At 60.5% G+C, this 25,010-nt stretch carries 27 protein-coding genes; 15 read left to right on the top strand and 12 right to left on the bottom strand.

The genetic code is table 11. The annotated features are described in order from the left end of the window. Positions 1–335 precede the first annotated feature (335 nt). Entirely contained in the window at positions 336–548 is a 213-nt protein-coding gene (locus MPRO_RS25865; RefSeq protein WP_158651837.1) for a hypothetical protein, read from the top strand. Here the strand turns inward: MPRO_RS25865 and gspD are convergent, their stop codons facing one another. From gspD to MPRO_RS15455, 12 genes are all read right to left on the bottom strand, one after another. Further along, positions 549–2,705 carry a type II secretion system secretin GspD gene (gene gspD, locus MPRO_RS15510; RefSeq protein WP_067294619.1) on the bottom strand — a complete coding sequence of 719 codons (2,157 nt, stop codon included), beginning with the start codon at positions 2,703–2,705 and terminating at the stop codon, positions 549–551. After that, positions 2,698–3,354 carry a hypothetical protein gene (locus MPRO_RS15505; protein WP_067294616.1) on the bottom strand — a complete coding sequence of 219 codons (657 nt, stop codon included), beginning with the start codon at positions 3,352–3,354 and terminating at the stop codon, positions 2,698–2,700. Before MPRO_RS15505 ends, gspD begins: the two co-directional genes overlap by 8 nt. Next, positions 3,351–3,953: a type II secretion system protein GspM gene (gene gspM / locus MPRO_RS15500; protein WP_067294613.1), complete on the bottom strand. Its 603-nt coding sequence runs from the start codon at positions 3,951–3,953 to the stop codon at positions 3,351–3,353. Before gspM ends, MPRO_RS15505 begins: the two co-directional genes overlap by 4 nt. Further along, a complete protein-coding gene (locus MPRO_RS15495; protein ID WP_067294610.1) occupies positions 3,950–5,083 on the bottom strand; it encodes a PilN domain-containing protein in 1,134 nt (377 codons plus the stop codon). The genes gspM and MPRO_RS15495 overlap by 4 nt, the downstream gene beginning before the upstream one ends. A 127-nt stretch (positions 5,084–5,210) precedes the next feature. Continuing rightward, positions 5,211–6,155 (bottom strand): type II secretion system minor pseudopilin, encoded by a 945-nt coding sequence (locus tag MPRO_RS15490; RefSeq protein ID WP_067294608.1) that lies wholly within the window; start codon positions 6,153–6,155, stop codon positions 5,211–5,213. Further along, positions 6,133–6,861, bottom strand: coding sequence for a prepilin-type N-terminal cleavage/methylation domain-containing protein (locus MPRO_RS15485; protein ID WP_067294605.1), 729 nt, complete (start codon positions 6,859–6,861; stop codon positions 6,133–6,135). The genes MPRO_RS15490 and MPRO_RS15485 overlap by 23 nt, the downstream gene beginning before the upstream one ends. Further along, positions 6,858–7,262 carry a type IV pilus modification PilV family protein gene (locus MPRO_RS15480; RefSeq protein WP_067294601.1) on the bottom strand — a complete coding sequence of 135 codons (405 nt, stop codon included), beginning with the start codon at positions 7,260–7,262 and terminating at the stop codon, positions 6,858–6,860. The genes MPRO_RS15485 and MPRO_RS15480 overlap by 4 nt, the downstream gene beginning before the upstream one ends. Then, entirely contained in the window at positions 7,255–7,767 is a 513-nt protein-coding gene (locus MPRO_RS15475; RefSeq protein ID WP_067294598.1) for a GspH/FimT family pseudopilin, read from the bottom strand. Before MPRO_RS15475 ends, MPRO_RS15480 begins: the two co-directional genes overlap by 8 nt. An 18-nt stretch (positions 7,768–7,785) precedes the next feature. Beyond that, positions 7,786–8,250 (bottom strand): type II secretion system major pseudopilin GspG, encoded by a 465-nt coding sequence (gene gspG / locus MPRO_RS15470; protein ID WP_245635115.1) that lies wholly within the window; start codon positions 8,248–8,250, stop codon positions 7,786–7,788. 32 nt (positions 8,251–8,282) lie between these two features. Further along, complete coding sequence (locus MPRO_RS15465; RefSeq protein ID WP_067294595.1) at positions 8,283–9,503, bottom strand: type II secretion system F family protein; 1,221 nt, start codon at positions 9,501–9,503, stop codon at positions 8,283–8,285. Between the two features lie 3 nt (positions 9,504–9,506). Further along, entirely contained in the window at positions 9,507–11,228 is a 1,722-nt protein-coding gene (gene gspE, locus MPRO_RS15460) for a type II secretion system ATPase GspE (RefSeq protein ID WP_067294592.1), read from the bottom strand. 342 nt (positions 11,229–11,570) lie between these two features. After that, positions 11,571–12,785 (bottom strand): GAK system CofD-like protein, encoded by a 1,215-nt coding sequence (locus MPRO_RS15455; RefSeq protein ID WP_216821316.1) that lies wholly within the window; start codon positions 12,783–12,785, stop codon positions 11,571–11,573. A 201-nt stretch (positions 12,786–12,986) separates the two neighbouring features. On the opposite strand from MPRO_RS15455, the gene MPRO_RS15450 reads away from it, so the two are divergent. The 14 genes from MPRO_RS15450 to phnP all read left to right on the top strand — a co-directional run bounded on the left by MPRO_RS15450 (position 12,987) and on the right by phnP (position 25,005). After that, a complete protein-coding gene (locus MPRO_RS15450; RefSeq protein WP_067294588.1) occupies positions 12,987–14,201 on the top strand; it encodes an EAL domain-containing protein in 1,215 nt (404 codons plus the stop codon). A 130-nt stretch (positions 14,202–14,331) separates the two neighbouring features. Then, positions 14,332–15,150, top strand: coding sequence for a phosphonate ABC transporter ATP-binding protein (gene phnC, locus MPRO_RS15445; protein ID WP_067294585.1), 819 nt, complete (start codon positions 14,332–14,334; stop codon positions 15,148–15,150). Between the two features lie 29 nt (positions 15,151–15,179). Then, on the top strand, positions 15,180–16,190 hold the full coding sequence (gene phnD / locus MPRO_RS15440; RefSeq protein ID WP_082708848.1) for a phosphonate ABC transporter substrate-binding protein: 1,011 nt from the start codon (positions 15,180–15,182) through the stop codon (positions 16,188–16,190). A gap of 78 nt (positions 16,191–16,268) precedes the next feature. Next, positions 16,269–17,060, top strand: a complete 792-nt coding sequence (gene phnE / locus MPRO_RS15435) for a phosphonate ABC transporter, permease protein PhnE (protein ID WP_082708846.1) — start codon at positions 16,269–16,271, stop codon at positions 17,058–17,060. A 40-nt stretch (positions 17,061–17,100) separates the two neighbouring features. After that, positions 17,101–17,793 (top strand): phosphonate metabolism transcriptional regulator PhnF, encoded by a 693-nt coding sequence (phnF, locus tag MPRO_RS15430; RefSeq protein WP_067294581.1) that lies wholly within the window; start codon positions 17,101–17,103, stop codon positions 17,791–17,793. A gap of 2 nt (positions 17,794–17,795) precedes the next feature. Continuing rightward, positions 17,796–18,239 (top strand): phosphonate C-P lyase system protein PhnG, encoded by a 444-nt coding sequence (gene phnG / locus MPRO_RS15425; RefSeq protein WP_067294578.1) that lies wholly within the window; start codon positions 17,796–17,798, stop codon positions 18,237–18,239. Continuing rightward, the gene (gene phnH / locus MPRO_RS15420; protein WP_067294575.1) at positions 18,239–18,862 is read left to right on the top strand and encodes a phosphonate C-P lyase system protein PhnH; all 624 of its coding nucleotides are present in this window, start codon (positions 18,239–18,241) and stop codon (positions 18,860–18,862) included. Before phnG ends, phnH begins: the two co-directional genes overlap by 1 nt. After that, positions 18,862–19,971 (top strand): carbon-phosphorus lyase complex subunit, encoded by a 1,110-nt coding sequence (locus MPRO_RS15415; protein ID WP_067294571.1) that lies wholly within the window; start codon positions 18,862–18,864, stop codon positions 19,969–19,971. Before phnH ends, MPRO_RS15415 begins: the two co-directional genes overlap by 1 nt. After that, entirely contained in the window at positions 19,968–20,855 is an 888-nt protein-coding gene (locus tag MPRO_RS15410) for an alpha-D-ribose 1-methylphosphonate 5-phosphate C-P-lyase PhnJ (RefSeq protein ID WP_067294568.1), read from the top strand. The genes MPRO_RS15415 and MPRO_RS15410 overlap by 4 nt, the downstream gene beginning before the upstream one ends. Beyond that, positions 20,852–21,661, top strand: a complete 810-nt coding sequence (gene phnK, locus MPRO_RS15405; protein ID WP_067294565.1) for a phosphonate C-P lyase system protein PhnK — start codon at positions 20,852–20,854, stop codon at positions 21,659–21,661. The genes MPRO_RS15410 and phnK overlap by 4 nt, the downstream gene beginning before the upstream one ends. A gap of 82 nt (positions 21,662–21,743) precedes the next feature. Further along, positions 21,744–22,436 carry a phosphonate C-P lyase system protein PhnL gene (gene phnL, locus MPRO_RS15400; RefSeq protein ID WP_067294562.1) on the top strand — a complete coding sequence of 231 codons (693 nt, stop codon included), beginning with the start codon at positions 21,744–21,746 and terminating at the stop codon, positions 22,434–22,436. Between the two features lie 48 nt (positions 22,437–22,484). Then, a complete protein-coding gene (gene phnM, locus MPRO_RS15395) occupies positions 22,485–23,624 on the top strand; it encodes an alpha-D-ribose 1-methylphosphonate 5-triphosphate diphosphatase (protein ID WP_067294559.1) in 1,140 nt (379 codons plus the stop codon). Beyond that, entirely contained in the window at positions 23,614–24,210 is a 597-nt protein-coding gene (gene phnN, locus MPRO_RS15390; RefSeq protein WP_245635114.1) for a ribose 1,5-bisphosphokinase, read from the top strand. Before phnM ends, phnN begins: the two co-directional genes overlap by 11 nt. A gap of 30 nt (positions 24,211–24,240) precedes the next feature. Then, a complete protein-coding gene (gene phnP, locus MPRO_RS15385) occupies positions 24,241–25,005 on the top strand; it encodes a phosphonate metabolism protein PhnP (protein ID WP_067294553.1) in 765 nt (254 codons plus the stop codon). Positions 25,006–25,010: the final 5 nt, after the last annotated feature.

The raw sequence follows: 25,010 nt of genomic DNA, 5'->3' as shown, positions 1-25,010 counted from the left end.
AGAACCACTATTCGCCTTAAAACACCGCAAAAACCCGCTCAAATCAGTCGGCTCTCGCTACGGCCAGCATTCTAGGACAGCCTCCTGGTATTTCAGTTTTTCACAAGCTCACCCTATCTAGAACATTCTTTTATAAAACAAATAATTAGATTATTGGCGTGAAATGTGCCGAATTTTCACCAGGGGCCTGAACTCTTAGTACAGTGCTCTTTTATATCGATTACGACGGCTGTGCGGGAATTTTCCCAGACATTGGGAATCCCATAAAAAGACGCGCAGACCAGATCGGTGCCGGATGCACCGATATCCAAACCTGACCAGTACGGGGCCCTAGCATGAGCCACTCCAAGAGCCACTACTACCGCAGCCGATTGTTAAGGGAACGGGTTCGCACCCGTCCTGTCACGACAGAGCTGACAAACACCGATGACGGCTTTAGCCTGCCCGACTATTTCAACGCCCAGCCTCCCAGCGGCGCTTTCCCGGACGACGACCAGGGCCGCTACCCCAGGGTTGTGCTGTGGGACGAACATGTGCCTTTACCCTGATTAATAAGCCCGTTCGCTTTTATCCATGGGTTTGGAATGCAACTCAAGCCCCCGCAACTTGTTGCGATATTCACGGGTGACCTCACGCGCATCCGCCGTATCAGTAACGGCCGTAGGCGTAATCATCACCACCAGTTCGGTGCGCTGGGTGCTCTTGCCGCGGCTACCGAAGGCCCAGCCCAACAGAGGTACGTGGCGCAGATAGGGTATGCCTTCTCCGCTGTAGGTGCGATTTTCCTTGATCAGGCCACCCAGCACCAGGGTTTCGCCGCTTTGCACGGCAACGCTGGTGTTTACCCGGCGCTGGATAATGGTGGGCGAGTCGATACCCGAACTGGTGGTGCGGTCAACGTCGTTCACTTCCTGGGTGATATCCAGCACCACCATGCCACCGGCATTCACTCGGGGCGTCACTTCCAGCAGTACACCGGTATCCCGGTACTGAATGGTATTGGTGATATTTGATTCACTGCTGGTGTTGGTCGTCTGGGAGGTCTGAATCGGTACCTGATCACCCACACGGATTTCCGCCGTATGATTGTCCAGCACCATCAGCGTTGGCGAAGACACCACATTGAGCCTTGAGTCGGCCGCCAGTACATTCAGCAATGCCCGGGTGCTGGCACCACTGATCACCTCGTAACTGCCACTGCCGATCACTTTGGCCGCCGTGGAAATTGGACTTGGCCCGACAGCACCTACACCCCTGGCGCCACCGCCCAAATTGTTTTTGAAGAACCATTGCAGACCGTATTGCAGTTCATCTTCCAGTGAGACTTCAACAATGGTGGCCTCAACCAGTACCTGCAACGGCAGTACATCCAGCTTCTGTATGGCCTTGTGCACCTTGTCGTAATCGCCGGGGGACGCCATGATCAGCAGCGCGTTGTTTTCGTTGTCAGCGATAATGCTTACCTCACCCACATCGATGTTGGCGGGGCTTGCGCTGGCTTCGGCTCTGGTAACAGTGCCATCGGCGTCGGCGTCCGGCGCCGCCGCTGTGGCGGCCACAGGCTTGCGTGCCGCCTCAGCTTCGCGGGCCTGGCGGTTGCGCCGCTGGCCATCAAACAGCTGCCCCAGCATATCGGCCATGTTTTCAGCCCGACCGTTCTGCACATAATACACATACATGCCCAGCCCCTGGGCGCCTTCGCTACGATCCAGCCGGGTGATCCAGGTTTTGGCATCCGACAGATATTTGCGCTGTGCGGTTATCACCAGCAATGCATTCAACCGTTCGATGGGCATGAAACGCACCATGCCTGCCAGGGGCCCGTCGGCGCCATCGCCAAAGATGGCGCCAAGCTCTGCCACCAACACCTCGGCATCCACCGACTGCAGTCGGAACAGGCCTACCGACATGCCCTGCAGCTGATCCACATCGAAGGTTTTAACGGTATCGCGCAGACTCACCAGCTCGCCCTGAGTACCGCCCAGCACCAGCAAATTGCGCCGTTCATCGGCTTCCATCATGCCCTGGCGTGGCTTTAGCGGCTCCAGTATCTTGAGCATTTCCTGGGCACCTATATAGCGCAGCGGCACCACCAGAATCTGGTAGCCGCGATCCGCACTCAGATGACCCCGCAGGCTGATAGCGCCACCGTTGACGCTGTCGATGGGCACCACTTCATACAAGCCGTTGCGATCAATCAGGGCCGCACCATTCACCTGCAGCAGCTTTTCCAGCGTTGGTACCAGTGCATCGCGACTGATCGGCCGACTGGTCTGCATATTGACCACCCCACGCACCTGATCATCCAGAATGTAATTGGCTTGCAGGATATCCCCCAAAATGGTTTTCACCACCTCGCTGATCTCGGCACCCTGAAAATTAAAGGTAATATCTCCCTCCACGGGCGCACCCTTGTCATCGCTGCCGATATCAAAAAAAATGCCATTACCGCCATACAACTCAGTGCGCGGCGCTTCCTGACCCGGTGGAGCACCGGCCTCGGCGGCAAAACGCGTCGGTTCTGCCGAACCTTCCTGCACCTTGCGGCTCACGGCACTGGCTCCACTGGGCCCTGCCGGGCGCTGGGCATCCGGGTTACGCCAGGGATTATCGAGCGCATCCGGATTCTGCATGTCTTGCAGAGCACAGGCACTCAGTGCCAGACAGGAAGTCAGCAGCAGCGCAATTTTGACAACATTACTCATTCAGAGTCCTCTTCACGGATTCGGCTTGCTGTTCAAGCTGGCGCAAGGCTTCGCGGGTGCGTTCATCCAGCGGCGCGGCATTGGCATCGATATCAGGCCGGGCCGCCCGTTCGGGCACGGCATTGGCTGTGCTGTCTCTGGGCTCCAGCAGTTGCAGCGTCACCTGCTCATCCCCCGAGCCCATAACGACCGTTTGCACATTGATTTCCTCCAGCACCCAGCTGGAATCCAGTGGCATGCCGGTCCCCAGGCGCAGACGGCGCTCACCATTACGTTCCTTGAATAGCGCACGCACCTCATCACCCACCAGCACTATGCCAGTCAGTTTCCAGGTTTCCCGCAGCTCCTGGGCCGAGCCGCCGCTGATTGCGCCGGCTTGACGCCTGCGACTAGCCTGAAACAGCGGGCGTTCCAGCATTGCATCAAACTGACTGCGCGGCGCATACGCCGGCAACACTTCATCAACCTGAGTTCCTTCAGCCAGAACGGGGCCCGACGAGCTGGCCACAGACTGCCCGGCCTGCGGTGTCGCGGATAGCTGCACAGTATCGTCTTCCTGCGCGGAGTGCAGCGACACTGATGGCAGCATTAATGCCAACAAAACAACAAGCAGCACCAGGATGGCCAAGTCATTTCGCTGTTTGATCATAATGTTTTTTCCCGCGGCGCAAAGCCTGTCAGGTCAAAGCGAATGTCCAGTGCTGGCACGACCTGGGATTCAACTTGGCGGTTGGTCCGGCGTAACACCCGGGCTTGTCGACGTGGATTGGCCAGTACGGTAATGTTCTCGGCAAACAGAGCAGGCTTGCCCAATTCCAGGCTATAGAGCAGGTCCACCAGATCATCGAGTTCACCACGCATGTGCACCTGAATGGCGATGGTTTGCAAAGGTCCCGCCTCGGCCGACGTCAGAATCTGAGTACTGATGACCTGGCCACCACCGCGACTGACCTGACTATGCAGATACTGCTGTAAATGCGCCGCCGCCAGTGCCGGCTTGTTCTGCGGCAAGTAAAGATCGGTAACCGGCTCCGCTGCCCGCAGGCTGGCCAGGCGCGCCTGGGCATCGGCAAGCCCCTCCGCCAGACGCTGATAGATCGATAGCTGATTCTCAAGCGATTCTATGCGCTCACCGTAGTTCAAATAGCCGCTCAGTACCGGCCTGACAAGCAGCGCCACAAGCAACAACAGTATCAGCAGCAAACCCACAGCCAGTAGCCGGCTGCGGTGCGGGTTCAGATGATTCATGGCGCTGCCCCCGTAACAGATGCAGTTGCATCAGTTTCCAGTTGCGCTTCAATACTGAAGCGCTCGCGACGGCTGCGCGGGTTGATGGTCACCGGCGAGTTGAAATCCACCGCCATGAACTGATCCGACGTTTCCAGCAAGCCAATAAGCGATGAAGCACTGCCCGACTCCCCCTGAATTCGCAGGGTCTTGCCGTTCAGCTCAAAGCGGCTCAGCCAGGTATTGTCCGGCAGCAACCGCGTCAGCTCATCAAGGATGACTAATGCCGGCACCTGAGCCGCCTTTTTGCGCCCCAGAAATTGCCGCCCATTCACCAGCACATCAATTTCGGTGCGCACCTGCTGGGCCCGTTGTGCCTCGCTGCGGGGCAGCTCCAGTTCAGCCTCAAGCCTGGCTACCCGCTCCGAGCGCTCATACAGCGGGAAGCCCGCCAGCAGCGCCAGTAAAACCACCGCCAACAGAATTCGGTTGCGCAATGAACGCTGGCGCTGCTGACCGACGCTGGAGCGCTGCGGTTTGGGCAGCAGGTTGAGAGTCTGACGTTCCAATGCGCTGGGCGTAACGGCATCAAGGGGGAAAACAGCGGTGGGCGCGATGCCAAAACTCTGCAACTGTCGCAGCACCTTATCCAGACGGCTGCGCGGCAACAGATACAGATCCACCAAAATTCGCTGATTCACGCTGTCGCGGCGGGCGACCCGGTAGCCGTAGTAAACCTCATCGGCACGAAAGGGCGTGTGACGATCCATCTCGAACCCCAGCACCGACTCAAGTCGCGATTCGGTAACCCCAGGCAGGGTCAACACCTTGTGCAAAACGCTGCGGCCATCGAGCTGCAGCAGGGTGTGCCCGGTATCACGCGCCATCTGCTGCAATTGCTGGCGTAATTGCGGTGCAGGGGCTGCATCCAGCGGCACGCGATAGGCTTCTTCATCATTATCCAGCACCACCAGCTGAGGATTTTCCAGCTGCTCAATACGCAGCACCAGTGCAGTCATACTGAAACGCTGGCGCCAGCTGGCAGGCAGCAGCCCGCACAATTCGGCGCTCCACCAATACCAAAAACCGGACAGAGGCGCAAAAAGCCCCTCCCGCCAACGCTGAAATCGGCTACCGGTTGTCTCGATCACCGGTATCTCCTTATTTAATAAAATAATTATTCGTTGAGCCTAGTTCATATTAGGCGCAGGAGCCCAAGTGCAAGGCAGACAACTTCAGAGTATTTGTACCAGGGAGCCAACGACTACAACCATTTTTTTACTGGTCATCCTCTGCAAACAGTGGCTCCATTTCGCGCTGTACTCGGCTCAGCCCAGTCTGGGCAGAACGGCCGCGACGCTGTATTTGGGCGCTGAAACGGGCCCGCACCACAGGGCCTACCTCGGCTTCGGCCAGTACGGTGTAATAGGCGCCCTCGCGCCCTGCGCCAATGTATTGCGATTCTGGCAAAGGCGGGGCCGGCGCCTCCAGCCCATCAGCGCGGTTACGGCGCCGCTGTTCGATATACTGATCCACAGTGCCCTCATCCGCTCCGGGTAACGCCAGCAATGCCAGACGAGGCGCATAGAGCGGATGGATAAGACCTACGCCATTGAAGACTGTAAGACTGCCTTTAACACGGCTATAAATATCCGCCGTCATACCCAGCACCCGTTGCAGTTCCTCGACCCTCTCAAAGGGCGCATCCTTGGCCCCCTCTTCCCGACCCGCTGCCAGGTAATCATCGTCTTCTGCACCGTTAAGGCGACGCAGATCGTCGCCGTCACGCCAATCCATAATCGCATCGGCCAGCGCATCCGCCGTGGCGCTATCCAGCTCGGCGGCAAGAAAGAGCCCGCTGAGCAATTCCACCGGAGCCGCATTCAGATCAATTTTGCCACTCTCGTCCTGCAGCGCCACCCGCACCGGGATATCATCCAGCAACAGCCGCTGTACACTGCCATCCGCCAACCACTGTTGCTCTGTCGCTTGCTGCAGATTCCATAGCGCCCACTGCATGCCTGCCTCGCTGGCATACTTGCCCTGAGTCGCCGCCACCAGATTCTGGGCCAGCTGGGCATTGCTGCGACTACCCTGGGACAGGTTGGCCGCCATCAGCGACAGCAGCACCAGCACCCAGAGCACAGCGACCAGCGCCAGGCCCCGCTGATAACAGCCAGCCCCACCGGGCCCGGAATGATTACAACAGTGTTTTGCCGCCATAGCGGTACTCCGACGGTGACACGGTCAGCTGCGGCCAGAAGGCGGTAACAGATTCGCCTGCCAGGCCATCGGCACCCTCCGGCAACACTCGCAGGCGCACCAAATAAGGCAATACCGACTCATTATTCCACTCCCGGCGCCACTGGGGCCCGCCTTCGTCATCATAATAAAGGTATTCCAGCTCAAGCGCGGCGACCCCCTGCAACAGCACTCTTTCTTCAGGCCCGGCAAGGGGTAATTGGGCGCCATTGAGACCCTCGCCGGTCGATTCAAGCGGGTTCTGCCAGTCGATCGCCTCGCCTTCGGTGTAAGCCCGCGTAGCCATGATCAACTGGCGCGGCTGGCCGTTGCCTGAGTCCGCCACACGCAACTGACACCAGTAGAGTTGTGCCAGACCGCGCCGCGCCGGTAGCTGGGTAACAAAGGTCAGCTGCTGTTCATCCCCCTGCATCGCAACCGACAGTCGCGTTTCGATATCCCGCACGCTCAAGGGCTGCGCCTGCTCCAGCAAGCGCCGCACAAAACTCTGTACCAGGTAGCTTTCGTGCGCCCGCTCCTGTTGCCGGATTACCCGCTCCCAGCTGCCCGTGGCGATGCGAAAGGCGCCGAACACCAGCATTGCCACCAGGCCCGTCAGCAAGAGCGCGATCAACAGTTCCACCAGGGTAAAACCCTGGCTGTGGCGCCCGCAGGCCCTGGTATTCATTGCTCGTTGACCAGGCGCAGGGTGGTCAGGGTGAGTTCCTGATTGGCACCCCAGTGCACCGTCACATCAATTTTGTAGGGCACCCAGAGGGACTCCACAGTCGGTTCCTGATCCGCAAACGTGAAGCGTTCAATGCGCGAGGACCAATCAAAGCGCTCATCAATAGGGCCCTGGTCTCGCCCCGAGCGCAACTCCTTCAGGCTCGCAAGCTCCGCCAGACGTGATTCGGCCAGCAACAGCGCCTGCTGCTGTGCACTGGCGCTACTGGTGGTACGCATGGTCAGGGAGAAAATCTGCAAAATGACACCCAGGGACAGCGCCAGAATCACGAAGGCCACCAGCACTTCCAGCAGCGTAAAGCCGCGCTGCCCACTGGCACGAGCGTTAAACGACCTAACCATGGGGGGCAGCCTCCGCCCGGAATCCGGTATCAATTTGCACCCGGCCGGTCAACCAGTCGACGTCGATGCGGTAATGCCCGGACGGGCCACTGAGCAACAGACTGCCGCCACTGGAGCTGCCATCGGGATAGAAGCGAATACTCGGCCCTGGCATCGAGGCATTAACGGCCGAGGGCGGCAAAATTTCATGCCCCAGCGCCAGGTTACCGGTATCGCTGACGCTCAGTTCTATGCTGTCTGGCAGAACAACGGGAGCATCACTATGACTCAGGCGCAACGTGTGGGCCTGCGAATCAAGCTCAATGGCGATCAGGCGACTTTCCGCCATCGCCCGGCTGCGGGCATAGCGCAGCAAAGACGCCGTTTTCTGCGCCGTGCTTTTGAGCTCGACGCCGGGTACCACGGCGGCAAAGCGCGGCACAACCAAGCTCAGCATCAGCGTAGCCAGCACCAGCACTAGCAGCAGCTCCAGCAGCGTAAAGCCCGTTTGGGTGCCAGCTTTCACGCCAGCCTGGCTCCAGTGTTACTCCCAGCTGCGCACATCCTGATTCTCCCCATCACCGCCATCGCGGTTATCAGCGCCCAGAGAATAAAGATCAAACTCGCCGTGCTGGCCGGGAAAGACATAGAAATAGTCATAGCCCCAGGGATCTTTGCGTACCACGGTTTTCTTCAGATAGGGGCCATTCCAGTTAGGCGCACTGGAGGGTTGCTTGATTAGCGCATCCAGCCCCTCGGCCCCCGTCGGATAACGGCCCACTTCAAGCCGGTACAGGTCGAGCGCCGCACTCAGTTCTTCAACCTGTAGCGCCGCCGTTTTGGTTTTGGAGGTGCCCAGGTGCTTGAGCACCTGCGGGCCGACCAGACTTGCCAGCAACCCGAGAATTACCAGCACCACCAAGAGCTCAAGCAGCGTAAAGCCTGCGGACCTGAACCTCGCTCTGGCAGAGGCTACGGGGGGCTTTGCATGGATGGCGAAAATACTCACGATTAGCAGTCCTCAGGGTCGGTTGGCAGGGGTCAAAGTGGCAATTCGTTGATGGACATGATCGCAACCAGGATCGACATGATAATGCCGGCGATCATCAGCCCGAGCCCCACGATCAGTACGGGTTCCAGAATGGTCAACATGCGTTGCAGAGCATTGGCCACCTCGCGGTCATAGACATCCGCCACCTTGAGCAGCATGTCATCGAGTTGGCCGGTTTCCTCACCCACCTGGATCATCTGCAGCGCCAGGGTTGGAAACACGCCTGTGGCCTGCAGTGGCTCGGCAAGACGGCGCCCCTCTTTCAGGCTCGCCGCAGCGGTATCGGCGCCCTGCACCATCATGCTGTTTGAAAGCGTTTCCCGTGCTATCTGCAACGCACTCAACAGCGGCACGCCACCGCGCACCAGTGTGCCCAGACTGCGACTGAAACGGGCCGTATCCAGGCGTTGCAACAGGCTGCCCAGCAGCGGCAGACGCAACAGCCAGGCATCCCAGCGCAGCCGTACATCTGGCTCCTGCAAGCGGCGCCGTAACCAGAGCCCGAACAGGATCAGCGATAACAGCGCCCAGGGTCCGCCATCGCGCACCAGCTCGGCCAGGCCGATCACTATCTGAGTCGAAAGCGGCAGCGCCTTGCCCATATCATCGAACAGTTGCTGAAACTGCGGAATAACATAGGTCAGAATCACCAGCAGCGAGAGCCCGGCAACGCTCAGCAGTATCAGCGGATAGAGTAGCGCCGACAGGGTTTTTTCGCGCAATTCGCGGCTGCGCTCAAGATAGAGTGCCAAATCGCCCAGGCCGTCCGCCAGGCTGCCGGACATCTCGGCGGCATGCACCATGCTGATATAAAAACGCGAAAAGCGACCACCCTGTTCTTTCAATACAACTGAAAGCGCCTGTCCCTTGCGCACGCCATCCTGAATTCGCCCCAGCAGTGCCAGCGATTGCTCGTCACCCGCGACGCGACGCATGATATCCAGCGCCCTGTCCAGGGTGACACCGGCGCGCATCAGGGTCGCAAGGTCCAGACTGAACTGCAGCACCTGACGCTGCGAGGATGCGCCCAGGGTCAGTTTCAGCTGCAGCAGCGAGGCCAAGCCTGTAGCGCTGCCCGCCTCAGCCACCGAGATGGGAATCAGACCGCCGCGCTGCAGCTGCTGCACCGCAGCGGCCTGATCGGCGGCTTCGAGCGCACCGCTGCGCTCCTCGCCTTCCGCCGTTACCGCCCGGTACTGAAACTGCGCCATGACTCAGGACTCCTGGGTAACACGAATCACTTCTTCGAGATTGGTCAGGCCCGCCAGGGCTTTCAGGCAGCCATCCTCGTACAGGGTACGCATTCCGGCGGCCCGGGCGGCCTGCAGAATCCGCCCCGAATCCGCATGCTGCAGCGCCAAGCGGCGCACTTCATCGTTCATCATCAGCAACTCATGGATCACCAGCCTGCCATGAAAACCCGTATTCTGGCAGTGGTCGCAGCCCCTGGCGCGGTACAGCCGCACCGGCTGTCCTGCGTTCATCTCCTTGAGCCTGAGTTCCCGGGTCACTTCCTCCAGCGGTTCATAAGCTTCCTTGCAATGATTGCACAGCAAGCGCACCAGGCGCTGGCCGACAACCGCATGCAGAGTCGAGGTGAGCAGATAGTCCTCTACGCCCATTTCGAGCAAACGGGTCACACTGCTGGCGGCATCATTGGTATGCAGGGTGGAAAGCACCAGATGACCGGTGAGGGCCGACTGAATGCAAATGCGGGCAGTTTCCAGGTCGCGCATCTCGCCCACCATAATAACGTCCGGATCCTGCCGCACGATGGAGCGCAGCGCGTTGGCAAAGCTCAAACCGATAGCCGATTTCACCTGGATCTGATTAATACCCTCGAGCTGGTACTCCACCGGATCTTCCACTGTAATCAGCTTGCGATCTGGCGTATTCAGGCGGTGCATGGCGGTGTAGAGCGTGGTGGTTTTACCGCTACCGGTGGGGCCCGTCACCAGAATCATGCCATTGGGAATTTTGAGCAGTTGTTCCAGGTCTTGGCGAATGTCTTCGGAAAACCCCAGCTCGATGAAATCCAGCGACACACTTTCGCGGTTCAGCAAACGCAGCACCACGCTCTCACCGTGCATGGTGGGCACGGTGGAAACACGCACATCCAGATCCTGCCCCTGCACCCGCAATTCGATACGACCATCCTGGGGCAGACGTCGCTCGGCAATATTGAGCCGCGCCATTATCTTGATACGGGAAATCACCGCCGGGGACATTTTCACCGGCGGCGCTTCGCCTTCCTTGAGTACGCCGTCGATACGAAAGCGCACCTTGAGACTATTTTCGAAGGGTTCTATATGAATATCCGACGCCCGCGCCTCGACCGCACGCTGAATAATCAGATTGACCAGCCGTATCACAGGCGCGCCGCTGGCCATGTCCATCAGCAGTTCAACACTCTCCTCGACATCCTCGCTGGGTGCCACCTCGGACAAAATGCCTCCCATCTGGCTCTGGCCCTCACCGTGCAGTCGCTCCAGCGCCGCATCGATATCAGATCCAACCCCCACCACTACGCTGAGGGACTTATCCACCGCCAGTGCCACCGCCTCCCGGGCAAAGGTATCCTGTGGGCAGGCCATGGCCAGCACCAGAGTTTCATCATCAAGGCGCAGTGGTATCAGCTGCGCCTCCTTCATGAAACGGTACGACAAGCTGCCATCCAGCACTGCAACCTGCGGATAGTCCGCCACCTGGGCCAGTGGCAACTGCAGCAGCTCGGCCAGACTGGCCGCCATATTGCGCTCGGATACCAGCCCGAGCTTGACCAACAGAGCCGATAGCCCAGCCGCCTCAGGTTGGCCGGCACGCATGCGCTCGACTCTAAGCAAGTCCGCTTCCGACAAGCGCCCGGCCCTGACCAGCGCCTGGCCCAGCGAACTGTCATCCAGGTGCTCCATGCGGGACGCGACAGCTACCGACATAGACCTCTCCTTCGGGTGAATGGGTTTTGCAAGACTTAACAGTGCTTCTTAGTAGCGTCTGTAACCCGCTCTTCTTTCTAATTCAAATAGCACAACTATAGCTGAAGTAAATTCAGCCACCGCAGAGGTGCCACAATAGAGGAATACTGGAGGATAGTGATGCATCGCAGCGGTGTTGCACCGCAGCTACAGACGATGCACCGAGAGGACTGTATAACGACGGGGGGCAGCACGACGGCTGAGCTCGGGAGGTTCAGAGCCGCCAATAGGTGCGGAAAAGGGACATCAGGGCAATCAAACAGCGGAGCTAAGCCCCGCCGGATCCTCTAAAAAACGCCACCATCAGGTCAGTGACAACAGCGCCTCAGTCAACAGCTGCGCATCGGCCAGGGGCGCGCTCTGCTCGGACACCAGTGGCAGGTCCAGCACCCGCACGCCCAAAGCCTGCAGCGCCGGTGCATCAATGCCGCCGTTATAACGCCCATTGCGACTGTCGATAATCACATAGTTCAACAGCTGCTCCACCGGTATCGGTTGGTCACAGTCCTGACTCAGCACGGCCAGCAAACGCCGCACTGTGTCCGTCAGGCTGATGCCCTGCTGTTCAGAATCCGTCCCCAGGCTCGGCACATACACCTTGGGCGCGGTACTGGCCGCTATGGCCCGGCCAGCACCGCGGGGCAGCAGATTAGCCAGCACGCTGGTGTAAAAACTGCCGGGCGGAAAACAGATCAGCTCGGCGGTGGCGATCATGCGCAGGCGCGACTCGGACAGCACCGACTGTACCGGCTGCCACTCATCCAGCGAATGGCTCAGGCTCAGCTGTTCGATCACCGCATTCCTGGCCGCCAGATCCAGGCTGGTGATCAGGTGTTCACCTATCACTCTGGAGCCGTCATCCAGATGCGCCACCAGATGGTAATTGTCATTGGTTACTGTGTGTACGCCGCCCAGCACCTGGGCATGGCGGGCAAACTCGGCGATGGCCGCATCCAGATTCTTGTCATTGCGCAGATAAGTGCCCGCCAGTACCAGGTTACCAATGCTGGCACCACGCAGATCAAAATCCTCTGCCATGGCTTCGCGACAGGCTTGCAGCTGAATACAGATCAGCTCCCGGGTCTGTTCTTCAATCACCGCCGCCAGCGGGTGTACACCGGCGATAATGCAATCCAGCTCCGCCCGCAGCAGTGCCGCATCGTCGTCCCTGGACAGCCGATGTGCAAACAGCCGCACACCTTCCGGGTGCCCCGTCACCCGCTCATCCGCCAGCGACATCAGCCGGCTGCGCAGGTCACCGATGGCCGGCATCGAAAAGGCCTGGCGCAGAATCGCCGAACTGCCCCCCGAATCATAGGGGGTCACCAGATGCACAGAATTATGGGTAAAACGCTTGAGGGCACGGCTGGTACTGTCCAGCGCTGAACCGCCGGTAAAGAACAGCAGCTGTGGGCCAGCGGCAGGATCTTTGGCGAACAGATCAAGGCGTTTGGGATCCGGCACCCAGCTAAGCGGGAGGGGATCTGTGATGTGGTTAACGCGTTTCCCTGAAAGCATTCGTAGCGCTGACTCATAACGACAAAAACAGCGTTCATTATTACCCATACGGCGGTGATGCCAAAGCAAAGATATCATTTTCCAGCCCCGACTATGGTCGACAGTCCGACCAGGCTCTGCTGCATATCAGCCTGGCACGGCGATTGCCTTATTCTTGCCCAGAAGTGATAGCCACAGCATCAGCAGAAACACGAGGTCAGTATGAGCGAGACGGTATTTCCCTGGTTTCAGCCTATTGTCGAAGTCGCCAGCGGCCGGGTTGCCGGGTTCGAAGCCCTGGCCCGCCGCAAGGGGCCTAGGGGCGAAGTCGAGTCGGCTGCAGACATTTTCACTGACCCGGCCCGCTCTGCTGCCGAGCGCCTCGACGTGGATCGCAGCGTACGCTTTCAGGCACTGCAAAAATTCAGCACCCTGGATGGCCCGCAGTTCCTGAGCCTGAATCTGTCGCCTGAGTGGATCGACAACCTGCAGGCCAATGATGACCAACCCACGCTGTCGATGATCCGACAACTCGGACTGGATCCTGCCCGGCTGATAATGGAGATCACCGAACAAAACGGCGACATTGAACAGATTCACCGCCAGGCCAGCCGTTACCGTGCCGCAGGCCTTGGCATTGCCTACGACGACTTTGGCACCGGCTTCCAGCAGCTTGACCGCCTGCTCTCCTTCACCCCCAACCTGATCAAGCTGGACCTGCGCATGTTCCACATTGGTGCATGCAATGCCCGTAAAGAGGCGATTCTGCAGATGGTCGGCCAGATGGGCGCGCAACTGGGCAGCAAGATCGTCTGCGAGGGCGTAGAAACCGCCGAGGATTTTTATCTCGCTCTGCAGTGCAATGCCAGCTATGTGCAGGGATATGTCTTTGCTCCGGCACTGCCCGAATTTGTCGACGCCGACTCGACAAAGGCACGGGTGCGACAACTGCTGAACCGCCGTCTGGACATGTCAGTAGAGCATACCGCCAGGGCCCAGTGGCAGGAAAAGCGTCTGCACAGCAGCCTGCTGGCGCTGCGCGACCTGCTCGTCACCGGCAACGGCAGCGCGGCACTGGAAAATTACTATCCAAGCTCCGACATCCAGCGTCTGTATATCTGCAACCGCGAAGGCGATCAGACTTCGCCCAATTACAGTTTTAACGAGGGCCAGTGGCAGACCGACAGCAGTGTGGTCGGCAACAACTGGAGCTGGCGGCCGTACTTTTACCAGCTGATTGGCTCCACCGACTACCAGCGCCGCATCCTGCGCTCGGCGCCCTACCTCGATATCAGCACCGGTCAGCGCTGCGTTACCCTGAGCCTGGCGCTCGACAACCGCCGCGTTCTGCTGGTCGATGTCAGCGCCCCTGAACGCCTGGGCAACAGCGAGGCCTGTCGCAGTGAGCTGATGCCATTGCTCAACGGCGCCGCCTGAGCCGGCGTTCTCGCACACTCGAACTGAAAGGGTCATAAAACCGACACCTGTCGTACATGTCTAGATAACCGCACTGTCACGAAGCCTCTTTAAAGTTGCCTCCATCGCCGGGACAACAACAGAGGCCCTCATGCACGTTATCGATATTCACTCCATTCGCAAGTCGTTCAACCCCAGTCAGCAGGCTCTGTGCGACGTCGACCTGCAAATCAGCCAGGGAGAGATGGTCGCCCTGATTGGGCCCTCCGGATCTGGCAAGTCCACTCTGTTGCGCCACATCTCTGGGCTGACTCTGGCCGATCGTCAGAGTCAGGGCCATGTGCAGGTGCTGGGTCGTGACGTTCAGCGCAACGGCCGACTGCAGCCTGGCGTACGCCAATCCCGTGCCCGCATTGGTCATGTTTTTCAGCAGTTCAACCTGATCGGTCGTCTGAGCGTACTCAACAATGTGCTGATCGGCGGCCTGAGCCGCATCCCTGTCTGGCGCAGCCTGACCGGCCACTTTACCCAAGCCGAACAGCAGGACGCCCTTGACGCCCTGGCGCGCGTCGGCATGGCGGACTTTGCCAGGCAGCGGGCCTCTACCCTGTCCGGCGGCCAGCAGCAGAGGGTCGCCATTGCCCGCACCCTGATGCAGCGTGCAGAAATCATCCTCGCCGACGAACCCATCGCCTCGCTGGACCCTGAATCCTCTCGCCTGGTCATGGAGACTCTGCGCCGTATCAACCAGGACGACGGCATCACCGTCGTGGTGACGCTGCATCAGGTCGACTACGCCCGCAGCTACTGCGACCGTGCCGTGGCACTGCGCCACGGTCAGCTGCAGTTCGACGGCCCCATACAGGAACTGGGCGCCGATCAGCTGGCACAGCTGTATCGCGGCCTGCCGGACACAGAGCCGCACCTCGCCGCCCGTACTCCAGCCACTTTCACTCTTTCCCCCGCCTGATGGCGTTCAAGCACACAGGAGCTCACCCCATGAAACTGAAAAAACTGTTTAATGGCCTGGCCGCAGGCCTTGGCCTGAGCCTTGGCATTGCCGGTACGGCACTGGCCGATGACGCCGCCAAGGCGCTGAATTTCGGCATTATTTCCACCGAATCATCGCAGAACCTGAAAACCCTGTGGCAACCCTTCCTGGCCGACATGTCGCGCGAGCTTGGCGTCGAGGTCAAACCCTTCTTCGCCTCCGACTACGCCGGCATCATTCAGGGCATGCGCTTCGACAAGGTTGATGTGGCCTGGTTCGGCAACAAATCCGCCATGGAAGCCGTCGATCGGGCCGGTGGCGAAATCTTCGCCCAGACAATTGATGTTACCGGCAACCCAGGTTACTGGAGCGTGCTAATCACCCAGGCCAGTAACGACCGGATCAACAATATTGATGACATGCTCAAGCATGCCGGCGAGCTGAACTTCGGCAATGGCGATCCCAACTCCACCTCAGGCTTCCTGGTACCCGGTTACTACGTGTTCGCCCGCAACGGCATCGACCCCAAGGTCGCTTTCAAGCGCACGACCAATGCCGGCCATGAAACCAATTTCCTGTCAGTGGCCAATGGTCAGCTGGATATCGCCACCAACAACACCGAGAACGTCGACCGTATCGCCAAGACCCATCCGGACAAGGTGGAGAAGGTCAAGGTCATCTGGAAATCGCCGTTGATTCCGTCCGACCCCATCGTCTGGCGCAAGAACCTGCCCGAAGTCGACAAGAGCAAAATCTATGACTTCATCATGGGTTACGGCACCGACGGCAACGTGCAGCACCTGACTGTGCTCAAGGCCCTTGGCTGGGCGCCGTTCAAGCCCTCCAGCGATGATCAACTGCTGCCTATTCGCCAGCTCGTGCTGTTCAAGGAGCGCCTCGCTCTGGTCGGCGACACCACCCTGAATGACAGGCAAAAGCAGGAAAAACTTGCCGAGATCGATACCCAGCTGGCGACACTGAACCGTCGCATGGCGGCGCTGGACGCCGCCGCACGCTAATGCCCGACGGATACCTACGTAACAGCTAACCCCAGGGGCGGCACCCCGCCGCCCCCTCACTTCAAGACGACATACCGCATGACTACGGCTATTCGCATCGATCAGCTGCCCCGGCAGCGCTTTAACTGGCAGGCCAGCCTCGCCTGGGCCGCGCTATTGCTTATGCTCGGCTGGGGCTGGGAAGAGGCGGAAATGAATCCGCTGCAACTGTTCCGGGACAGCGCCAATATGGCCGAGTTTGCCGCCGACTTTTTCCCGCCGGATTTTCGCGACTGGCGCCTGTACCTGAGCGAAATGATCACCACCGTGCATATAGCCCTCTGGGGCACTGTGCTGGCAATCGTCTGCGCCATTCCCCTGGGGCTGATGAGTTCGGAAAACCTGGTACCCGCCTGGGTCTACCAGCCCACCCGACGCCTGATGGATGCAGCCCGCGCCATCAATGAAATGGTCTTCGCCATGCTGTTTGTGGTGGCCGTGGGGCTGGGGCCCTTTGCCGGTGTGCTGGCGCTGTTTATCCACACCACCGGAGTGCTGGCCAAGCTGTTTTCCGAGGCGGTAGAAGCCATAGACCCCCACCCGGTTGAAGGCGTGCGGGCCAGCGGCGCCAACCCGCTGGAAGAAATCGTCTACGGCGTGATCCCCCAGGTGCTGCCACTGTGGATCTCGTTCTCGCTCTACCGCTTCGAATCCAATGTGCGTTCCGCCACCGTCGTGGGAATGGTCGGTGCCGGGGGTGTCGGCGTAGTGCTGTGGGAAAGCATTCGCGGCTTTCAGTTTCAGCAGACCTGCGCCCTGATGATCATGATCATTCTGTGCGTCACCCTGATCGATCTGTCATCACAGCAACTGCGCAAGGCCTTCATATGACCCGGCCTATTTTTCTCACTCACGGACTTGTATAGACAACATGGCTGTTTACCTGAAAATCGCCACCGAACTGCGCGACGAGATTCGCCACCAGTACCAGATCGGTGACTTTCTGCCGCCGGAAAAACAGCTGGCGGAACGCTTCAATGTAAACCGGCACACCCTGCGCCGGGCGGTCGATGAGCTGGTGCAGGACGGCCTGGTGCGCCGCTTCCAGGGCATTGGCAACCAGATCGCAAAACCCAAGATCGACTATGTACTGCATGACCGTGCCAGCTACAGCCACAACCTGGCCAGCATTGGTCTGAGCCTGGAAACCCGGGTACTTGATTGCAGGCTCGAGAAGCTGCGCCCGGGCCTGGCCGACCGGCTTGAGCTGCCCGCAAATACAGCCTATGTGCTGCTGACGACCTGCCGTCTGATCGATGGCCGATCCGCCTGTCTGATTCGCCATCACCTGTTTGATGTCGAACTCGAAAAAATGCAGGCGTTCCACAGCGGGTCTGTGCACCAGTTCCTGCTGCAGCAATTCAACTGCCCGCTCAAACGCGGCAATACCCGGCTGCGGGCACGCATGCCCAACTTTGAAGAGTGCAACCAGCTGCAGCTTGGCCGCGGCGTACCTGTGCTCGAAGTACATACCCAAAACTTCCACGCCACGACAGGGGCACTGAAGGAATACTCCCTCAGCCTCAGTCGCAGCGACATGTTTGAATACAGTCTGGAGCCTTGATAATGCAAAACCCAACCCCGCGTCAGCACTGGATGTCCATCCTTGCCCGTGCGCCGCGTGCCCAGCTCTGCGCCCTGTACCGACCGGAACCGGACACCGAGTTTGAGCTTATCCGGGCACCTGAAACGGGCCTGACCCAGGTGCGCGCCCGCAGTGGCGGCACAGGCGCGCAATTCAACCTCGGCGACATGACCCTGACCCGCTGTGTCGTCCGATCCCCTGCCGGCCACCTGGGCTATGCCTTTGTGGCCGGGCGTGACAGGCAGCAGGCTCGCCTGGCCGCTGAGCTCGACGCCCTGCTGCAGGAGTCGGCCCGGCAGACGCAACTGCTCAGTGACATCATCGAGCCCCTGGCCCGGCAGCAGAGTGCCGCCCGCAGCGCCCGTGACGCCGAGGCAGACAGCACCAAAGTCGACTTTTTCACCCTGGTCCGCGGAGAAGACTGATGTCCAGCGATACCCTGATACGCGGCTTCGACGATAGCGTACACGACAGCCAGCAATGCTTTCGCCAGATTCTGCGAGCCATGAGCGAACCCGGCACCCAGGTGCAGCTCTGCAGCCCCGCAACCCCCGAGGGGCTGGCCCCAGCCAGTTTCGCGCTCTGCCAGACGCTGCTCGACAGCGATACGCGGCTCTGGCTCTCGCCGGAATTTGATCGCCCCGGCATAGAGCGCAACCTGCGCTTTCATTGCGGCCTCAGCCTGACCGGACAGCGCGAAGAGGCGCATTTTGCCCTCGCCCGCCAGGGCGAACTGCAGACGCTGGAGGGCTTTGGCCGTGGCAGCCCCGAATACCCCGAAACCGGCATGACCCTGTTGCTGGAAGTCAGCCTGGAGGGCCCCCGCAGCAGCCACTGCCTGACCCTGAGCGGCCCCGGCATCGACGGCGAGCGCCAGATTTATGTCAGCGGCCTGACAGGCCCCGTGCTGGACGAGCTGCTGAACCGCCAGGATAGCTTTCCCCAGGGGATCGACCTGATGCTGATCGATCAGCATCAGCTGATCTGCATTCCCCGCACCACCCGCGTCAGCAGCTGCCTGAGCACCGCAGCCACGGAGGTCCGTTAATGTACGTTGCAGTCAAAGGTGGCGAGAAAGCCATCGAAAACGCCCACCAGCGCCTGGCCGAGCGCCGCCGCGGCGACCGCGCCCAGCCGGAGCTGTCGGTGGTGCAAATCGAGCAACAGATGCCCTTTGCCGTGGCCAGGGTCATGACCGAAGGCTCCATCTGCGACCCCACCCTGGCGGCACTGGCCATCAAGCAGGCGGGGGGCGATCTGGTCGAAGCCATCTTCCTGCTGCGCGCCTACCGCACCACCCTGAGTCGCTTCTGTAGCAGTCTGCCGCTGGACACCACAGCGATGCAGGTGAATCGGCGCATCTCCGCCATCTACAAGGATTTGCCGGGCGGCCAGCGCCTGGGGCCCACGTTTGACTACAGCCACCGCCTGCTGGACTTCAGCCTTATGGCCGCTGCAGACGATTCCTGGGCCCAGGGGCCAGCGCCCGTCGGCGCAGATGAAGCCAGAGCCGAAGCCGCAGACCCCGAGACCCTGTCCCGCGTACTGCAGATTCTGGAGCGCGAAGACCTGATCGTGACCGAACAGGATGATGGTGCCGCCCCTGCCGATATCACCCGCGACCCGCCCAGCTTTCCCTGCAACCGCTCCGCGCGGCTGCAGTCCCTGGTGCGCGGCGATGAAGGCTTCCTGCTGGCGCTGGGGTATTCCACCCAGCGAGGCTATGGCCGCAACCATCCTTTCGCAGGAGAGATCCGTGTCGGCGAGGTTGAAGTCCTGATAGCCCCTGAAGAGCTTGGCTTTGCCGTCAGCATTGGCGACATCGAGGTTACCGAGTGCGAGCTGGTCAACGGCTTCACCCATGGCGCAGACGAGGACGCCCGCTTTACCCGCGGCTACGGCCTGACCTTTGGCTACGCCGAGCGCAAGGCCATGTCCATGGCGCTGGTTGATCGCGCCCTGCAAGCCGATGACTACGACGAGGAACGCAGCTCGCCGGCGCAGCAGGAGGAGTTTGTGCTGGCCCACTGCGACAACGTCGAGGCCGCCGGCTTTGTATCCCACCTCAAGTTGCCCCACTACGTCGATTTCCAGTCCGAGCTGGAACTTTTGCGAAAACTGCGCACCGCCGGCGCCCCCCAGGAGATACCCGCATGAACGCGCACGCCGTCCGCGATGGCTACAACTTCGCCTATCTTGATGAACAGACCAAGCGCATGATTCGTCGCGCGCTGCTGAAGGCCGTCGCCATTCCCGGCTATCAGGTGCCCTTCGGCGGCCGTGAAATGCCCATGCCCTACGGCTGGGGCACCGGTGGCATGCAGGTCACAGCAGCCGTCATCGGTGCCGATGATGTGCTCAAGGTCATAGACCAGGGCGCCGATGACACCACTAATGCCGTGAGTATTCGCGCGTTCTTTCGCGACCTCACCGGCGTTGCCACCACCGAGCGCACCGCGGATGCCAGCCTGATCCAGACCCGCCACCGCATCCCGGAACAGCCCCTTCAAGCCGGCCAGATACTGATCTACCAGGTGCCCATTCCGGACCCGCTGCGCTTTATCGAACCCAGCGAAGTGGAAACCCGCAAGATGCATGCGCTGGAAGACTATGGCGTCATGCACGTCAAGCTCTACGAGGACATAGCCCGGCACGGCCATATCGCCACCACCTATGCCTATCCGGTGCTGGTGAACGGCCGCTATGTCATGGATCCGTCACCGATTCCCAAATTTGACAACCCTAAAATGCACCACTCCCCCGCGCTGCAACTGTTCGGCGCCGGGCGTGAAAAACGCATCTACGCGGTGCCGCCCTTTACCGACGTCCAGAGCCTGGATTTTGAGGACCACCCCTTCGAGATTCAGCGCTGGGAACAGAGCTGCGCCATCTGCGGCAGCAATCAAAGCTTTCTCGATGAAGTCATCACCGATGACAAAGGCGGGAAAATGTTTATTTGCTCAGACACCGACTACTGCCGCAGCCGCAGCCACGCCGTCGACCAGGCCGTCGACCAGGCCGCCAAGGAAAACGCCGCATGAACAGCTTGAATACCGCGTTTAACAATACCGATCTCGACACGCCCCTGCTGCGCGTAAATGCCCTGTCCATGCTGTATGCCCCCGGCAAGGGCTGCGAGGACGTCAGCTTTGATCTTTACCCCGGTGAAGTACTGGGCATTGTCGGCGAATCCGGCTCCGGAAAATCGACCCTGCTCTCCTGCCTGTCGGGCCGCGTTACCCCAACCGCAGGCAGCGTGTCCTATCGTGATGAGGAAAACCGCTGGCTTGATCTCTATGCCCTGCCCGAAGCGCGGCGCCGCCGCCTGCTGCGCACCGAGTGGGGTTTTGTCCACCAGCACGCCCGCGACGGGTTGCGCATGGGCGTCTCGGCCGGTGCCAATATAGGTGAACGGCTGATGGCCGTGGGCGAGCGCAATTACGGCTCTATCCGCCAGCGCAGCCTCAAATGGATGGCCGACGTCGAACTCGATACAACCCGGATCGACGACAAGCCCGCAACCTATTCCGGCGGCATGCAGCAACGTCTGCAGATTGCCCGCAATCTGGTGACCCATCCCAGGCTGGTGTTCATGGACGAGCCCACCGGTGGCCTCGATGTCTCGGTGCAGGCGCGGCTGCTCGATCTGCTGCGCGGCCTGGTCACGGATCTGAACCTGGCGGTTGTAATCGTTACCCATGACCTGGCCGTGGCCCGGCTGCTGGCCCAGCGTCTGGTGGTGATGCGCCACGGCCGGGTCGTGGAAACCGGACTCACCGACCAGGTGCTGGATGACCCCCAGCACCCCTACACCCAGTTGCTGGTGTCATCCGTCCTGACACCCTGAGCCCAGCCGAATGCAAGGTGAAAGGTGAAAGGTGAAAGGTGAAAACACTATGGTCGAGCAAGCGCCGCACAAGGAAACAACAATGAACACCATGATCAAGCTGGAGGGGCTGTCCAAGACCTTCACTCTGCACAACCAGCAAGGCACACGGCTGGAGGTGCTGCAGGGAGTAGACCTCAGCGTACAGGCCGGCGAATGCGTTGTGCTGCACGGGGAAAGTGGCGCCGGCAAGAGTACGCTGCTTCGCACCCTCTACGCCAACTACCTGCCCAGTTGCGGCAGCCTGCAGGTGCGCCACGATGGCGAACTGCTGGACCTGACCCGCGCCAGCAGCCGCGAACTGCTGCAGGTGCGTCGCCGCACACTGGGCTACGTGAGCCAGTTTCTGCGCGTTATACCGCGGGTATCGACACTGGACGTGGTGATGCAGCCGCTGCGCGAACTGGGCATCCCGCGGGAGCAATGCGAAGTCCGCGCGCTGGCACTGCTGCGCAGACTCAATGTACCGGAGCGGCTCTGGAGCCTGGCACCGGGCACCTTTTCCGGCGGCGAACAGCAGCGGGTCAATATCGCCCGCGGCTTTATTGTCGAATACCCGATACTGCTGCTGGATGAGCCAACCGCCTCACTGGATGCCCGCAACGCCGAGGTCGTGGTGCAGCTGATCGCTGCCGCCCGTGATCGCGGCGCCGCCATCGTTGGTATCTTCCACGACCAGACTGCACGCCACGCTGTCGCCGATCGCCTGTTCGATCTGCGTCGCCCGGCCGCCTGATACAGCGTCTGCTACAGACAGCTGCCACCCCAGACAAGGGATTCAGAGATGATTTTGACCAACGCAAGAATTGTCCTCTCCAACGAAGTGGTTGAGGGCAGCCTGCACATCGAAAACGGTGTTATCCAGTCCGTCGATCAGGGCCTTTCATCCCTGCCGGGCGCCATCGACTGCGAGGGCGACCTACTGTTGCCGGGGCTGGTCGAATTGCATACCGACAATATGGAAAAATACTTCACGCCCCGCCCTGGCGTTGCCTGGCCCGGCATCTCGGCGGTAAAGACCCACGATGCGCAGATGATCAGCGCCGGCATTACCAGCGTGTTCGATGCCGTCTCCATTGGCGATGTCATTGAAGGCAGCGAACGCCTGGCCAACCTGTCGCGCATGGTGGACGCTCTGGGCGAGGCCCGCAGCCGCGGCCTGATGCGCGCCGACCACCTGCTGCACCTGCGCTGTGAAGTCAGCCACGCCGATACGCTGGACAACTTCCACTCTCTGGTGAAACGCACCGCCGTACAACTCGTATCGGTAATGGACCATTCACCGGGCCAGCGCCAGTTTGCCGACCTGGCAAAATACCGCGAGTACTATCAGGGCAAGTACAAGTTATCGGATGCAGAGCTTGAAGCCTTTATCGAGCGCCAGCAGGACGCCAGCGCCCGCTACAGCGACAGCTATCGCCGGGACATCTGCGACTACTGTCGGCAACAGGGCATCGCCCTGGCCAGCCACGACGATGCCACCCGGGCTCATGTCGATGAGTCTGTCGCACTGGGCATGGCGATCGCTGAATTCCCCACCACGCTGGAGGCGGCACAGGCCGCACACAAAAGCGGCATGGCGGTGCTGATGGGCGCACCCAACGTGGTGCGCGGCGGATCGCACTCCGGCAATATCGCAGCCCATATACTCGCCAGCGAAGGCCTGCTGGATGTACTGTCCAGCGATTACTACCCCGCCAGCCTGCTGGAGGGCGCCTTTAAACTGGCTGATCTTGAGAACAATGACTACGATTTGGCCCGCGCCATCGCCCTGGTAACCCGGCGCCCGGCGGATGCGGCGGGGCTGACAAGCCGCGGCCGCATAGAACAGGGGGCCCGCGCCGATCTAGTTTGGGCACACCAGGATGCCCAGCGCGATGTGCATGTCGAGCATGTCTGGAAGGATGGTCAACGTGTCTTCTGAACCCATAATCCGCGGTCGCCTGGTCTACCTGATGGGCGCCTCTGGCAGCGGCAAGGACACGCTGCTGCAAACGCTGCGCACCCAGGCCCCTGACTCCGCCGGGCTGCTGCTGGCCCATCGCTATATCACCCGCCCCTGGCAAGCCGGGGGCGAAAACCATATAGAGCTCAGCCCCCAGGAGTTCGCCCGACGCCAGCACCTCGGGCTTTTCTGCCTGCACTGGCAGGCCCACGGCTTGAGTTATGGCATCGGTGTCGAAGCCCATACATGGCTGGAAGCCGGCTGCAATGTACTGGTGAATGGATCCCGGGCTCAGCTGCAGCAGGCACAGCAACGCTTTGGTAGCACCCTGCTGCCGGTGCTGCTGCAGGTAAACGAAACGGTGCTGCGCAGCCGACTGCAGGCGCGCGGTCGGGAATCCGAGGCCGATATCACCGCGCGCCTGCTGCGGGCCCGGGAACTCGTTAACGGTATCAATAATGGGGTCAGCGTTATTAATAACGACGGCCCCATCGACCAGGCCACCCATGCGCTTTGCCACCTGCTGACAACGCCTGGCGCGGTAAACGGGGGCGGCGACTCATGATGGCACGGACACATTGGAGGAGGCAGCTTTATGCCTGAACTGGAGTTTCTCGGTACCGGTGATGCTGGCCAGGTCCCGCGCTGGGGCTGTAACTGCGGTGCTTGCCAGCGGGCGCGTCTGGATCCGGCCCGCAAACGCAGGCCCTGCAGCGCGGCGCTGCACACCGATGAGGGCACAACGCTGATTGATGCCGGCTGTACCGACTTGGCCGAGCGTTTCGCTTTCGATGATATACGGCGGGTTCTGCTGACCCACTTTCACATGGATCATGTACAGGGGCTGTTTCACCTGCGCTGGGGCCAGTGCCGCAGTAAAATTCCGGTCTACCGGCCCGATGATCCCAAGGGAGCAGATGACCTGTACCGCCACCCAGGCGTGTTCGAGTTCCAGCCCCCCTGCCCGGCCTTTGAGCGCCAGCAGTTCCCAGGCTTTAGCCTGACCCCGCTGCCGCTGACCCATTCGCGCCCAACCCAGGGACTGCTGATTGAAACCCCCGGTACCCGGCTCGCCTGGCTCACCGACACCCTCGGTCTGCCGCGCGTCACCCAGGACTTTTTACAGCAACAGCCACGACTCGACTGGCTGGTACTCGACTGCAGTGAGCCACCGCGACGAACACCCCCACGCAACCACAACGACCTGACCCGGGCGCTACACACCCATCAACTGCTCGCCCCAGGCCGCACCCTGCTGACACATATTGGCCATGAACTGGATGACTGGCTTGAATCCGGCCACGGCGACCTGCCGGCAGCGGTGACCATTGCTCGGGACGGGCTGCGCCTGTCACTGTGAATAGC

The organism is Marinobacterium profundum (genome assembly GCF_001528745.1).
Classification (GTDB): Bacteria; Pseudomonadota; Gammaproteobacteria; order Pseudomonadales; family Balneatricaceae; genus Marinobacterium_A; species Marinobacterium_A profundum.
Note: the sequence above shows the minus strand (reverse complement) of the source record. Positions and strands in the feature narration are given on the sequence as shown.